10 protein-coding genes are annotated in these 14,673 nt (G+C 56.9%); 5 read left to right on the top strand and 5 right to left on the bottom strand.

Annotated elements, in window-relative coordinates; genetic code table 11:
* Positions 1-22: 22 nt before the first annotated feature.
* Genes V6582_RS23580 through V6582_RS23565 form a run of 4 tightly spaced genes read left to right on the top strand, consistent with a single transcriptional unit; the run spans position 23 to position 4,910 of the window.
* Positions 23-1,501 carry a sugar ABC transporter ATP-binding protein gene (locus tag V6582_RS23580; RefSeq protein WP_156633148.1) on the top strand — a complete coding sequence of 493 codons (1,479 nt, stop codon included), beginning with the start codon at positions 23-25 and terminating at the stop codon, positions 1,499-1,501.
* Positions 1,501-2,547, top strand: coding sequence for an ABC transporter permease (locus V6582_RS23575; RefSeq protein WP_156633151.1), 1,047 nt, complete (start codon positions 1,501-1,503; stop codon positions 2,545-2,547). The genes V6582_RS23580 and V6582_RS23575 overlap by 1 nt, the downstream gene beginning before the upstream one ends.
* 31 nt (positions 2,548-2,578) lie before the next feature.
* Positions 2,579-3,622 (top strand): substrate-binding domain-containing protein, encoded by a 1,044-nt coding sequence (locus V6582_RS23570; RefSeq protein ID WP_156633153.1) that lies wholly within the window; start codon positions 2,579-2,581, stop codon positions 3,620-3,622.
* A 34-nt stretch (positions 3,623-3,656) separates the two neighbouring features.
* Entirely contained in the window at positions 3,657-4,910 is a 1,254-nt protein-coding gene (locus tag V6582_RS23565; protein WP_156633155.1) for an LVIVD repeat-containing protein, read from the top strand.
* Positions 4,911-5,084: 174 nt separating this feature from the next.
* Here V6582_RS23565 and mgrA read toward each other — a convergent pair whose 3' ends face one another.
* The 5 genes from mgrA to V6582_RS23540 all read right to left on the bottom strand — a co-directional run bounded on the left by mgrA (position 5,085) and on the right by V6582_RS23540 (position 11,797).
* Positions 5,085-6,128, bottom strand: coding sequence for an L-glyceraldehyde 3-phosphate reductase (gene mgrA / locus V6582_RS23560; RefSeq protein WP_156633157.1), 1,044 nt, complete (start codon positions 6,126-6,128; stop codon positions 5,085-5,087).
* A gap of 71 nt (positions 6,129-6,199) precedes the next feature.
* Positions 6,200-7,462: an SfnB family sulfur acquisition oxidoreductase gene (locus V6582_RS23555; protein ID WP_156633159.1), complete on the bottom strand. Its 1,263-nt coding sequence runs from the start codon at positions 7,460-7,462 to the stop codon at positions 6,200-6,202.
* Positions 7,463-7,483: 21 nt separating this feature from the next.
* Positions 7,484-8,752 (bottom strand): SfnB family sulfur acquisition oxidoreductase, encoded by a 1,269-nt coding sequence (locus tag V6582_RS23550; RefSeq protein ID WP_156633161.1) that lies wholly within the window; start codon positions 8,750-8,752, stop codon positions 7,484-7,486.
* 34 nt (positions 8,753-8,786) lie between these two features.
* On the bottom strand, positions 8,787-10,190 hold the full coding sequence (locus V6582_RS23545; RefSeq protein WP_156633162.1) for an LLM class flavin-dependent oxidoreductase: 1,404 nt from the start codon (positions 10,188-10,190) through the stop codon (positions 8,787-8,789).
* A gap of 242 nt (positions 10,191-10,432) precedes the next feature.
* Entirely contained in the window at positions 10,433-11,797 is a 1,365-nt protein-coding gene (locus V6582_RS23540; protein WP_156633164.1) for an LLM class flavin-dependent oxidoreductase, read from the bottom strand.
* A gap of 339 nt (positions 11,798-12,136) precedes the next feature.
* On the opposite strand from V6582_RS23540, the gene V6582_RS23535 reads away from it, so the two are divergent.
* Positions 12,137-14,467, top strand: coding sequence for a methyl-accepting chemotaxis protein (locus V6582_RS23535; RefSeq protein WP_156633166.1), 2,331 nt, complete (start codon positions 12,137-12,139; stop codon positions 14,465-14,467).
* The last annotated feature ends 206 nt before the right edge of the window (positions 14,468-14,673 follow it).

The raw sequence follows: 14,673 nt of genomic DNA, 5'->3' as shown, positions 1-14,673 counted from the left end.
CAACACAATCGGTGAACCCAACATGCCCCTTCTTGATGTCAATGCCGTCTCCCGTTCCTTCGGCTCAACCAGGGCATTGATTGATGCATCGCTGGTCATTGAGCCGGGCGAAATCGTTGCCCTGATGGGCGCAAACGGGGCCGGGAAATCCACTCTGGTGAAAATCCTTTCCGGCGTGCAATCGGCTGATTCCGGCTCCATTCTGCTGAAAGGTCAGCCTTTTGCACCACAAAGCCCGGCAGAGGCCGCCAAATTCGGTGTGGTGACGGTTCATCAGTCCACGGATGTGGTGGGCATTCCCGGCCTGAGCGTGGCCGATGCACTGCTGCTCAATCACTATGTCGACGGCCGTCAGCCGTTTTTTCTCTCAAGCAAAAGCGTGCGGCGTGAGGCAGCCAAAATTTTGCAACAGGCGGGTTTCGATCTGCCTCTGGATCGGGATTTTGCTGATCTTGGGGCGGCTGATCGGCAAATGGTGGCCATTGCCCGTGCGCTTGCCAACAAGGCAGAATTGTTGATTTTGGATGAGCCAACCGCCAGCCTCTCAACGCAGGAAGCGGAACGCCTCTATGCCATCCTGCTGGGTTTGAAAGCCCGTGGCATCGCCATTCTCTATATCTCGCATCGCACCGCCGATCTGGCTGCTCTTGCCGATCGCGTGGTAATTCTGCGAGGCGGGCGCAATGTCGGGGCGCTCCGTCGTCCGATTGATTTCGATGCAGCGCTGGAGACCATGATTGGCCGCGCATTGAACACCGCGCGCCCGGATCGACGCACAGAATTTGGCAAAACCGTGCTGGATTTGCGTGGCATTCGACTGCTGAACAGCAGCAAACCCTTTGATCTTACGGTGCGCGAGGGTGAAGTGGTGGCCATAACAGGCGTGCTGGGCGCGGGCAAAAGCAGGCTGCTATCAGCATTGTTTGGAGCGGGCCAATTTGTGGCAGGTGAAGCCGTTGTGGATGGCAAGCCCTATGCCCCCAAAAGTCCGGCGGAGGCCATTGCTACGGGAGTGGCGCTTGTGGCGGAAGATCGTCACCGCTCAGCCTTGATGCCTGCCGATTGGCCGGGAGAGAGCGTCGCAGCCACCATCAGCCTGCCCCATCTCAAGCGCTGGTATCCCTCGGGTTTTCTGCTTTCGGATGCAGAGAGGGTGAAGGCAAAGGCTGCCATTTCACGGCTCGGCATCAAGGCATCGAGTCCAGACGCTTCCGTCTGGTCTTTGTCCGGTGGCAATCAGCAAAAGACAGTTATTGCCCGCTGGGAAGTGGAGCAAAGCCGCCTGCTGTTGCTGGATGAGCCATTTCAGGGCGTCGATGTCGGAGCACGACAAGACATTATCACCACCATTCGCAGCCACGCGGATCGCGCAACGCTGATTGCCACCTCGGATTTTGAGGAAGCACAGGAAGTGGCCGACCGCATTCTGCTGATTGATCAACATACGCTGATTGAACTGACGCCCACGGCGACCTCAGCCCATCACAAGGAAATCGCCTGATGACGACGGTGAATGACATTCCCAAAGACGCGCTTGCGCAAACGCATGACCGCCAAAGCGCGGCAAGCCTTGTGCGGGAGACCATCCGGCGCGATGCTGTCTTCATTCTGCTGGCAGGTCTTATTGTTGTTTTCAGCCTCGCCCAGCCTGCCTTTATCAATATCAACAACCTGATGAGCATTCTGCAAGCGGTTGCTGTGGTGGCGATCATTGGGGCAGGCGTTACGGTGACGCTGGCAATTGGCGGTTTTGATCTCTCGGTGGGCGCGGTGGCAGCCTCCAGCGTGATGGCATCCAGCTATGCGATGATCGTGCTGGGCTTGAACGCCTATCAAACCGTGCCGCTGGTGCTGGCTTTTGGCGCGTTGATCGGCTTTGCCAATGCCTTTTTGATCGTCAAGCTCAAGGTGCCGGATCTTCTGGCCACGCTGGCCATGATGTTTCTGCTCTCGGGTCTGCAATTGATCCCGACCGCAGGGCGCTCCATTTCGGTTGGCCTCATTCTGCCCAATGGAACGACAGCAACTGGCAAATATGATCCGCTGTTTCTCACCATCGGTCGCTCCAGCCTTTTTGGCCTTATCCCCTTCCCGGTCATCCTTTTGGCCATTGTGGCTGTGACGCTATTTGTTCTGACAGAGCGCACCCGGCTTGGTCGGTTGCTGTTTGCCACCGGCGGCAATGAAGTGGCAACCCGTCTGGCCGGGGCCAATACGGCAAAGATCAAGACCTTCGCCTATGTGCTGTCCGGCACGCTTGCGGCCTTTGGCGGGATTATCGTGGCGGCGCGGGTTGGCCGTGGAGATGTCTCTTCCGGCGCGTCGCTGCTGATGGATTCCGTTGCTGCATCACTCATTGGCTTTGCCGTGCTCGGTCTGCGGCGTCCCAATGTCCTGGGCACCATCATTGGCGCTGTGTTTGTCGGCATTTTGCTCAATGGCCTCACCATGCTCAACGCGCCCTATTACACCCAGGATTTCGTCAAGGGTTTCGTGCTGGTCGGTGCCCTTGCCCTGACCTACGGCGTCAGCCGCGCCCGGACATAAACATCTACCTTCTCATCTGAATGGAACCCAAATGATCAAGACTCTTCGCACCTTTGGCGCAGTTCTTCTGGCCGGATCGATTTTTGCCACCCAGGCCTCTGCCGCTGGCCTTGCAGGCGCACCTGCACCATTTGACAAGAAAACCGTCAACATCGCCGTTGTCAGCTATCTTGGCGGCGGTGATTGGCTGCAAGCCTTTGAAGCAGGCGTGAAGCGGCAGGCTGATGCGCTGGGCATTAACCTCACCGTATCGCAAGCCCGTAATGACAATGACGCGGAACGCGCCCTGATCGAGCAAGCTATCAACCTGAAGGTCGATGGCATCATCATCAACAATGGCCGCCCGGAAGTGTTGCAGGACGTTGCGCAAAAGGCGCTGGATGCAGGCATTAAGGTGGTGGCCTATGATGTGAACCTCGACAACCCCAATATTCCGCAAATCGAGCAGAGCGATGCCGATATGGCCAAGCTGGTGCTGGATCAGGCCGTCAAGGATAAGGGCGATGGCTTTGTCGGTGGTGCTATCTATGTCGCAGGCTTTGCCCCGCTGGATCGCCGCTATGCCGTGTGGAAAGACTATGTTGCAAAACATAACCTAAAGGAAAAGGCCGTCTGGGGCGTGGTCAATGACACGGTTCCGGCCACAGTGGCCGACCAGACTAAGGCTGTATTGCGCGCCAACCCCGATATTTCGGTGATTTTCACCCCATGGGATGAATTCGCCAAGGGCGCGAAATTGGCGATTGATGAGCTTGGCCTGTCCAGCAAGGTCAAAATCTATGGCGTCGATATTTCCACTGCCGATATTCAGTTGATGGTTGAGCCAGATAGCGCTTGGGTGGCAACCGCTGCCACCAATGCCGCCGTGGTTGGCGAGGTTTCTGTGCGGGCCGTTTCGCTTGCCGTTGCCGGACAAAATCCCGGCCATTCCGTGTTGCTTAAGCCCACGCTGATCACTCGTGATGATCTGGTCAACAACAAGATCGGCTCTATTGAGGAATTGCAGCAGAAATTCCCGGCCTTCTTGAAGAGCGATGCCGCCACGGCTGCGTGGATTCCATCAACCGTCAAATAAGTGCCGCAAGCCGAATGAAAGTGAGAGAAGCCCGATGACCACCACAGACCTGCCAAAGCCAGACTTTGCCCGCAATATGAAACTGATCGGCCATAGTGATATTGGCGGACGTGGCGATGGGCTGCAATTGATGGTGCATCACGGCCATGCCTATGTGGCGCATCCGTGGTCGCAGGGCTTCTCCATTATCGATGTGCGGGATCCGAAACATCCGAAAACCGTCAACTATGTGCAGGCCCCCGCCAACACATGGAACATCCATCTGCAAACCCATGGTGATCTGCTGTTGGTGATCAATGCGCTTGATCTCTTTGCCGATGTAGAAAGTTTTACCGATGAAAAGGCCTATTACACCCAATCGGTCGGCGAAACCGTAGCTGCCAGCAAGCGCGAACGGGCGTGGACGGCTGGCATGACAGTCTATGATATTTCCACGCCAGCCAACCCGCGCAAGATCGGGCAATTGGATGTGGAAGGCGTTGGCTTTCATCGGCTCTGGTATGTTGGCGGGCGTTACGCCTACGCATCGGCCCTGCTCGATGGCTTTTCCGATTATATTTTCGTGACCATCGATATGGCCGACCCCACCAAGCCGGAGCTGGTTGGCCGCTGGTGGTTGCCGGGTATGAACACGGCAGCCGGCGAAAGCCGCACATGGGCCGATGGCAAGCGCTATGCGCTGCACCACGCACTGGTGCATGGCGACACGGCCTATGCGTGCTGGCGCGATGGTGGGCTGACACTTCTCGACATCAAGGACCATGCCGCGCCAAAACTGATCAAGCACCACAATTGGTCCCCACCCTATGGCGGCGGCACCCATTCGCCTTTGCCGCTGCCGGGGCGTGATCTGCTTGTCGTGGCCGATGAGGCGGTGTTGGACAATGAGGAAGATGGCCGCAAGCACACATGGGTGTTTGATATTCGCGTGCCGGAAAATCCGATCAGCATTTCCACCTTTCCGATTCCTGACGAGATCGATTACACCCAGAAAGGCGGCCATTTCGGCCCCCATAATCTGCATGAAAACCGTCCCGGCTCATTTGTGTCCGAGACGCTGATTTTCGCCACCTGGCAAAATGCGGGCATTCGCGCTTTTGATATTTCTGATCCCTATCATCCGGTTGAAACCGGCGCGCTGGTGCCTGCCGCCCCAACCACGATGACGGACCGCAGACCCGGCCGCCCCAAGGTCATTCAATCCGCAGATGTGTTTGTGGATGCCAATGGCTTGATCTACGCCACCGATTACAATGCTGGGCTGGAGATTATTGAATATGGCGGCTGACAAAATGTGCGGATTGATGACGCCCTAATCCATCCTCGACGTCATGCTCGGCCCTGTGCCGAGCATCTGCCACATTCAATTTAGCAATCAAGATCAGTGACATAATCGGAGGGAGCAGACCCTCGGGACAGGCCCGAGGGTGACGTTGAGTATGACGATTGGTCCGATCTCCCCTTACACCACTTGATCGTGAGAAGGCTTTTCCCAAAGGTTGATACCACCTTCTACGGCGTAGCGGTCAATCTCGGCCAGCTCTTCGGCTGTGAAGGAGAGATTGTTCAAAGCATCGGCATTTTCCTGAATTTGCTTGGCAGAGCTGGCACCAATCAGCGCAGAGGTCACGCGCGGATCGCGCAAGACCCATGCAATCGCCAACTGGGCCAGAGACTGGCCACGGCGTGCGGCAATCTCATTCAAGGCGCGGGCGCGAACAATGTTTTCTTCCTTCAAATGCTCAGGCCGCAGGAAATCGCCGCCGGGACGGTTGACGCGGGCATCTTCTGGAATGCCGTTGAGGTATTTATTGGTCAGCAGGCCTTGGGCCAGTGGCGTAAAGGCAATGATGCCAGCACCAACCTCATCGGCGGCATCAATCAGGTCTTTTTCAATCCAGCGGTTGAACAGGTTATAGGCGGGCTGATTGATCAGCAGCGGCACCTGCCGCTCCTTCAACAGGGATGCAATCTCGCGGGTCTTGGTGCCGGAATAGGATGAGATGCCAACATAGAGCGCCTTGCCTTGCCGCACGGCCTGCGCCAGCGCATCGGCGGTTTCTTCCAACGGTGTTTCGGCATCATAGCGGTGGGAATAGAAAATATCGACATAGTCCACACCCAGCCGCGTCAGGCTCTGATCAAGGCTGGAAAGCAGCGCCTTTTTCGAGCCGCCGCCGCGACCATAAGGACCGGGCCACATATCCCAACCTGCTTTGGTGGAAATAATCAACTCATCGCGCAGACCTGCAAAATCTTCGCGCAGGATGCGGCCAAAGTTGATTTCGGCGCTGCCCGCTGGAGGGCCGTAATTGTTGGCAAGATCGAAATGGGTAATGCCCAGATCAAACGCCTTGAACAGGATGGAGCGCTGGGTTTCAACTGGCGTGGTATCGCCAAAATTATGCCAGAGGCCAAAGGAAAGTGCAGGCAGTTTCAGGCCACTTCGGCCTGTGCGGCGAAAATGGGCGTTATCATAGCGCTTGGGATCGGGCAGGTATGTCATGCGATGGTTTCCTATGGTCAAGAAAAGGCCGGGCGCAGAGGTGTGCACCCGGCGGATAGAAAAATTGAACGTCAGATGGCTCCGTGGCGTGGGGGTAGCTGATCATTCAGGTAGAAATTGCCGATATGGTGATATTTCCAGCGCACGGGATCGTGCAGCGAATGGGTGCGGGCATTGCGCCAATAGCGATCCAGCCCATAAGCTTCCAAAGTGGAGCGCGCACCGCCAAGCTCGATCAGCTTGGTGGAAGCCAGTTGTGCCACCTCGGTGCCCAATGCCTTCACTTCGGCCACGGCAATCGAGGCTTCCGCCACGGTTTGCGCGGTTGGATTGGCGGTGGCAATATCCAGAATGCGTCCCGCCCGCGCCAGAAGCGCATCGGCGGCATGCACGCGGATTGAAACATCACCCACGGCATGGATGGTGTGCGGGTCTTCATAGCCATGCTCAATGGTCAGCTCAAAAAACGGCCTTGCATGAGCGCGGACATAGGAAATGGTTTCTGCCAAAGCGCCCCGCGCAATGCCTACTTGCACCGCCGAATGGATGATCTGAGCAAACGGCCCCATCGGCGTTGGCTTATCGAAATTCTCATCATGATCCACCACCTGAAACGGGGTGATCTCGACATCGTCAAAGGTCACCGTGCCGCTGCCGGTGGAGCGCTGGCCAAAGGAGGTCCAGTCATCCACCAGATCAAGGCCGGGTGTGGCGCGATCGATAAACACCAGATGCACGCGACCGTTCGGCCCCTTGGCAACGGCCACAATGATATGGGCAAACAGCGATCCGGTGGCATAGAATTTCTGCCCATTCAGCAGCAGCTTGCCGTCGCGATCAGTGAAGTGGGTCTTGTAATCCACCGGGGTTTTGGTGCCGATTTCGGTAAAGGCATTGCCCAGACGATCTCCATCCAGAACCCGTTGGAAATAATGGGCTTTCTGCTCATCAGAACCAGACAACCGCAGCGCTTCGACCATATAAAAATGGTTTTGCGGAATCTGCCCAATGGAAGAGTCGGCTGCTGAGATGATCGCCGTTACCTCCGCCAGCGTCACTGCCGAGACGCCAGCGCCGCCATAAGCCTTGGGCACTGAAATGGCCCAAAGCCCACTTTGGGAGAAACGCTCAATCTCGGCCACCGGCAAACGCCGCTGCCGATCACGCTCTGCTGCGCCCACGGCAAAGTCACGGGCCAATTCCTTGGCAACAGCAATTGCCTCAGCATCATCCTTGATCACATGCGCCTTGATCCGGCGCGGCGGAATATGGGGCGCTGGACGGCCAGCCGTGAGGGCTGCCTGACGGTGGAGTGTACGATCTGTGGTGCTCATTGCTCTGCGTCAGTTCCCCACTCAATTCCATGCATGGCGCGGCGGATGCTCGCCGTTCAGGTAGTAATTGCCAACGTGGAAGAATTTCCAGCGTACTGGATCATGCAATGTATGCACCCGCGCATTACGCCAGTGGCGATCAAGACCATGTTCCGCCAACGTCGAGCGGGTACCAGCCAGTTCAAACAGCTTGTTGGTGGCGAGAATGGCAATCTCGGTGGTCAGCACCTTGGATTCGCCTGTCTTGATGGTGGCCTCGGACACCGTGTCCAGCGTCGTATTGGCCCGTGCGGCATCAATGCTGCGACCAGCAATCTCCAGCAGAGCTTCCGCCGCATGCAGGCGGATTTTCAGATCACCAATGGCGGCGATGGTGAACAGGTCTTCGCTGGCCTTTTGCTTGCCGCTGTCAATCCACGGACGGCTGAGGGTTTTGACGAAGGTGATGGTGTCATCAATTGCCCCACGGGCGATGCCTGCATCAATGGCGGACTGGATGATTTGCGACACCGGACCACCCACCGTGGGATGATCAAACGATGTGACTTTCAGGGCACGAACCTTCGGCACCCTCACATTCTCAAGCTTCACAGAGCCAGAGGCCGTGGTGCGTTGACCAAAGCTGGACCAATTGTTGGTCACCGTCAGGCCCGGCGTTTCCCGATCTGCAAACACCAGATAGCCCTGGCCGGTTTCATCCACACTGACAATCGGCACGACATGGGAGAGAAGCGCACCGGTGGTGTAGAATTTCTCGCCGTTGACGACAACATCATCACCGTCATGGACCACTTTGGTCTCGAAATCGGCGACCGTCTTGCTCTTCAATTCAGAAAACGCATTGCCGTAACGCAGGCCCTGCAAGGTCCAGCCAAAGAACAGCTTTTTCTGTTCTTCCGTGCCATCCAGATCAACGGTTGCGACAATGGCCAAATGGTTCTGGGTGATTTGCGCAATGGCCGGATCGGCAGCAGCAATCGTGGAGATCACCTTGGCAAGCGTGGCATAGGAAACCTCCGGCCCGCCATAGGCCTTTGGCACATTGATGCTCCATAACCCGCTTTGAGAATATTCATCCAGCTCGGTAATCGGAAGCAGTCCTTCCCGATCACGCAACGCGGCACCCTGCTTGAAACGCGCGGCAAGACGTTGTGCTATCTCAATGGCCTCGGCATCGGATTGAACAATATGCGCAGGCGTGGTCGGGCGCGGACGGGGTGCGACCGGATCGTTGGAATTGACGCGCGGGTGAACGGTGTAATCGATCTTGGTGTCAGTAACGGTACCCATAATCGTGCCTCGTTGCTTGAAATTGGAAAGGGAATTAGCTGGCGTTGGCCAGCGGAGCGGTCTTTGCGCCCTTGAACGCCTCAATATCGCGGTATTGATCGGCGGGATGATTTTGCGGCAAGTATGGGCCTTGGCCGAACAGCTTTTCGCGTAGGGTTCCGGGCTTGTAGGCGGTGGGATAGGCCCCGCGCTTTTGCAGTTCCGGCACAATGTAATTGACCACATCCTCAAAGCTACCGGGCGTGACGGCATAGGCAATGTTGAAGCCATCGACATCGGTGTCCGCCACCCATTCTTGCAAAATATCGGCCACCTGATCAGGTGCGCCGACAAACACTGGACCCAGCCCACCAATGCCGCCGAATTTTGCCAGCTCTTCAATGGTCCAGGATTTGTCGCCGCCGGCGATATGCTCCACAAACGAATGGATGGCGTTGGTCTCCACCTTCTGGATCACATCGGTTGGCGCATATTGGCCAAAATCAATGCCGCTCCAGCCGGACATGAACACCAGCGAGCCATCGTAAGAGACATATTGACGGTAATCTTCGAACTTGGCCTTGGCTTTTACTTCAGTCTCATCGGTGACGATGGTGATCAGCGTATAGATTTTTAAGGCTTTGGGGTCGCGCCCTGCGGCAGCCGCCTGCTGGCGAATCTCCGCAACATAGGCTTTCAGCACCGATTTGGTGGGCGCAGCCACAAACACGCATTCGGCGTGTTCAGCCGCAAATTTCTTGCCCGGACCAGAAGCCCCTGCCTGATACAGCACCGGGGTGCGCTGTGGCGAAGGCTCGGTCAAACCATAACCGGGAACATCGAAATGTTTGCCCTTGTGGCCGATTTCATGAACCTTGGCCGGATCGGTGAAAACCCGCCCCTTTGGATCACGGACTATAGCACCCTCTTCCCAGCTGCCTTCCAGCAGCTTGTAGATCACCTCCAGATATTCATTGGCGATTTCATAGCGGTTATCATGGCGTTTAAGCCCGGATTGGCCTACATTCTTGGCACCGCTTTCGAGATAGGACGTGACAATGTTCCACCCCACCCGACCTTTCGTATGGTGGTCCGCCGTGGCAAGCCTGCGGGCAAACGTATAGGGGTGCTCAAACGAGGTTGACGCGGTGATACCAATGCCCAGATGCTCGGTGGCTAATGCAATGGGAGCCGCCAGTTGCAACGGATCGTTGACCGGAATTTGCGCCGCCTGCTGGATGGCATGGAAATTGGAGCCTTTATAGACATCGTAATAGCCGATCACGTCGGCAATGAAGATACCATCAAAAATTCCGCGCTCCAGGGTGCGGGCCAGATTTTGCCAGTAATCCAGATCCTTGTAGGTATAGGATCGGTCATCCGGATGCGCCCACAATCCCGGCGATTGGTGTCCGACGCAGTTCATATCGAAGGCGTTGAAGTGAATTGTCCTGGTCATCGGCGCCGTCCTCTGCTGCAAACATGCCGAGGCAGCATCGCAGACATTGACGGTTATTGAAGTTAATCTATGTTTTTTATGCACTAAATGAAGGTATGTTTTTCTGTCAGGCAGGACCATTGAGAAAAACGCGGTGTCGACGCGGCGGTCTCGTAATGAGTGTTGAAGAAGTCTTTCAGGTGCAAGGCCTTCAGTCAGGAAACATTGCCCGCCGTAAAAGTTTTCACCGCGATGTCATGGCGCTACCTTTCCGAGTGGCGATAGTGGCTGCCGACATGGCGGGCGGGAAGCCGGTTACCTTCACCAAACAGCCGGTGTCGCAAGGAACCGTCGCCATAGCCTGTCTTGTAAGCGCCCCTGCTTTGCAATTCCGGCACCACAAACTCGATAAAATCCTCGTAGCTTTCCGGCGTCACGGTGCGGGTGAGATTGAAACCATCGATATCGCCCTCATCCATCCAGGACATCAGTTCCTCTGCCACCTCACCGGGCGCGCCGGTAATCAGCGGATAGCGCCCGCCAATGGAAAGCTCGTTCAACAATTGCCGCTTGGTCCAGTTCTTCTGTTTGGCAAGCTGCGTGACGGACTGGATAGCGTTGGTGGGGCCGTACTGGATAGGGTCATCAAGATCGTAGCGGGAGAGATCGATGCCGCTTCCGGCCGAAAAATGCGCCAGGCCCGCTTCCGGGCTGGCATAGCGGCGGTAGTCCGCCAGCTTGTCGGCGGCGGCTTCCCGGCTTTTGTCGGTCACGACAGTAACACCGAGAAAGATCTTGATGTCGTCAGGGTGGCGACCTGCGGCAACTACCTCTTCCCGCAGAGCCTGGGAGGTTTTACGCGCTGCCGCCTTGTCCGTTGCGCCGATAAACACGCATTCGGCGTGACGCGCGGCAAATTTTCGGCCCCGACCCGATGTGCCAGCCTGATAGAGTACCGGCGTGCGCTGGATAGAGGGCTCAGACAAATGGTAGCCCTCGGACTGGTAATAGGGGCCATGGTGCTGAACCTTGTGAACCCTGGCAGGATCGGCGTAGATCCGCGCCTGCTTGTCGAGGCGTACGGCCCCCTCCTCCCAACTCCCCTCCCAAAGCTTATAGAGCAGGTCCATATAGTCATCGGCCTGGTCGTAGCGGGTATCATGCTCTGTCATGCCACTCTTGCCCAATGCCTTGGCGGCGCTGTCGAGATAACCGGTGACGATGTTCCAGCCGATCCGGCCTGAGGTGAGATGATCGAGCGTCGAGATTTTCCTGGCAAAGGTATAGGGCGCCTCGACACTGGTGTTCACGGTAATGCCGAAGCCAAGATTGTCGGTCACGGCCGCCATGCCCGACACCAGCAACATCGGATCGTTGACCGGTAGCTGGATCGATTCCCGCAATGTCAGATCGACCGAGTTCTGGTAAATATCGTAGACCCCGACAATATCGGCGAGAAACAGCCCATCGAACAGGCCGCGCTCCAGAGTGCGGGCCAGATCGGTCCAGTAGCGCAGAGATTTATAATCATGCGAACGGTCGCGGGGATGCGCCCATAGCCCGTGATTGATATGCCCCACGCAATTCATATTGAAGGCATTGAGAATGATTTGTTTTCTGGGGGACATATTTAGAGGTTCACCCGGATGAATTGAGATTAAAAATTATCGCGTTCGCAAGCGGCGGGCGATGACATCGCCAGGAAACTTCTAGCAAGAAGATGGTGAGGGTCACAATGATAATGAGTGAAATCACCACGATCGCATCGAACCGATGATCAAATGATTAAACGCCTTACGTGCATGCGAAACTCCGGGAACTGGCCCTTTTGATGCCTCTATACCCTGGAGAATGGCGTGATTGGTAATTCTATACTGAAATATGTCATAAAAAACGTAATGACGTTAACCGCAGTTTATCCAAATTGGCTTTGAATGCGTTGAAGTTTGCAACCACTGGAACTTGCCATGACGCTCTCCATCAGAAATGTGCTCATTAGCGTTTTCGCCCTGCTCAGCCTTATGCTGAATGTGTTGGTTGGAAATTCAATGCTGAATTCGTACCGCACCTATCAGGTCAATGCCGAAATTTCGGAACTGACGGGTTTTGACAAGGCGTTGTTCAAGGCGCTTTTGGCATTTCGCAGCGAGCGCGGCGACAGCGCCTCCGCCCTGTCGATTTCCATTGCCGATGGTGGTGGCTCCGTCCAATCGGTGCAGAAAAACCGGGCGGTTGTCGATGCCGGTATGAATGAGGCAAAAGCGATCGCTGGAGGGATCACGGCTACCGAATTGTCGGCGCCGATCGCAACGGTGTTAGCCACGTATGAAAAAGTCGCGACCTATCGCAAAACCATTGATGCCGAGCTGACAAAGCCGCTCGAGGCTCGTGACGCAAGCATCACCAAGGCGTCAATGGATCTGGGCGGGACTTTCCTGGCCGATCTTGAAAAGGCGTCCGAGGCTGCGGAAGGCCGCATGCGCACGCTCGATGCAGCGATGATGCCAATGATCCAGATACGCGCCTATGCATGGTCGACCCGTGCCCTTGGTGGCGGCAGCGCCCTGATCCTCAATAACGCGGTGACGTCTGGCCAGCAGATTTCGGCTGAGAACCAGGCCAAATTGGCCGTGTCGGACGCCAATGTCGCCTATGCCTGGAAAGCTGTTCGGGTGCTTGTCGATCATAGGGATACGCCCCAGGCCATCCAGGATGGTTTCAAGGTCGCTGACACAGCGTATTTTACCGGCGACTACGCCAAAATGCGCGCAGACGTGATTGCCAAACTGAGCGCCGGCGAAAAGTCACCGCTGACAATCGATCAATGGAGAGCGCCGACCACGGCTGCCCTGGGGAAGGTTGCCGATATCGCATCGCTTGCCATGGATACGTTGAACGCCAATGCCGTAACGGCCAAGTCTGCCGCGCTGACCCAGACACTATCGTTCCTGGCGCTCTTCCTGTTGGTGCTGGCGCTCGGCATCATCGGCTTGGCCGTCATCGTGCATAAGGTCATTCGCCCGATCGGCGCGCTGACACGTTGCATGGGCGCACTGGCCGACGGCGACCTGTCGGTCGTCGTGCCCGGCGCCAAACGCCGGGACGAAATGGGCGAAATGGCGCGCTCCGTGGAAGTGTTCCAGATTGCAGCCATCCGCAACAAGGAGCTGGAGGCCAACGCCGAGGAAAACCGCAGGATCGCCGAGCGCGACCGCATCGAGACGCAGCGCCGTATCGAAGCGGAAGCCGAGGAGCGACTGACCCGCGCCACCGGCGCGCTGGCGAGCGGTCTGCAGAAACTTGCCTCCGGTGATATGCTCTGCGAGATTTCCGAGGAGTTTGCGCCGCGCTTCGAGGAGTTGCGCCAGGACTTTAACGCCTCCGTCAGCCAGTTGCGCACCACACTTCTGGCGGTCGGCGGCTCGGCCTTGGCCGTATCAGGTGGCAGCAGCGAAATCTCGCATGCCTCGGACGACCTGGCCAAGCGAACCGAGCAGCAGGCTGCTTCGCTCGAAGAGACCGCCGCAGCCCTGGAGGAAATCACCGCCAATGTGAGAGCAACCTCGAAGCGAACCGGCGAGGCCCGCGATCTGGTGCGTGACACCAAAAGCCGTGCGGAGCAATCGGGCGTCGTCGTCAATAATGCTGTCACGGCGATGGAGCGCATTGAACACGCCTCCCGCCAGATCGGCCAGATCATCGGCGTAATTGATGAGATTGCCTTCCAGACCAATCTGCTGGCATTGAATGCCGGGGTGGAAGCCGCCCGCGCCGGTGAGGCAGGCAAGGGCTTTGCCGTCGTCGCCCAGGAAGTCCGTGAACTGGCGCAACGTTCGGCCAACGCCGCCAAGGAAATCAAATCGCTGGTCTCCAATTCGGAAGTCGCAGTTAGCGAAGGTGTCAAATTGGTCAACGATACCGGCGAAGGGTTGACGGCAATCGCCAGCCTCGTCCAATCGATCAATCGGCATATGGATGCGATTGCCACGGCAGCGCAGGAACAGTCCGTGGGGCTTGGCGAAGTCAATACCGCTGTCAACCATATGGACCAGGCAACACAGCAGAACGCGGCCATGGTCGAAGAAATGAACGCCGCCGGCGCTGGCCTGGCCCAGGAAAGCGGCAAGCTTGCCGAATTGCTCGGCCAGTTCCGCACGGGAGATAACCGTCAGGCCGGACACGCGCCCACGGCACGCGCACCTGCCAGACCGGCAACTCGTCCCGCCACACCTTCACGCCAGACCTATGCCACACAGGGCAATGTGGCGCTGAAGGGCGAGAGTTGGGAAGAGTTCTGAGGTCGGCTTTGTTCTCGACGGACACCGTCCTCAGACTACACAGTTCGTGAGCGCGTTTCACGCCTGACAAGAATGGTATTGATGCCCACTGACACGCCGCCGAACACGCGGAAATCGTGTCAGCGGGCATCGACGACACAGCGCAAGCGCCTTTAGCCCCGGCTGAGCGTAGCCTCGATTCCCCATCCTGATTGAGAAGAATTCGG

Source organism: Agrobacterium vitis, assembly GCF_037039395.1.
In the GTDB taxonomy this organism is placed as follows: domain Bacteria; phylum Pseudomonadota; class Alphaproteobacteria; order Rhizobiales; family Rhizobiaceae; genus Allorhizobium; species Allorhizobium vitis_E.
Note: the sequence above shows the minus strand (reverse complement) of the source record. Positions and strands in the feature narration are given on the sequence as shown.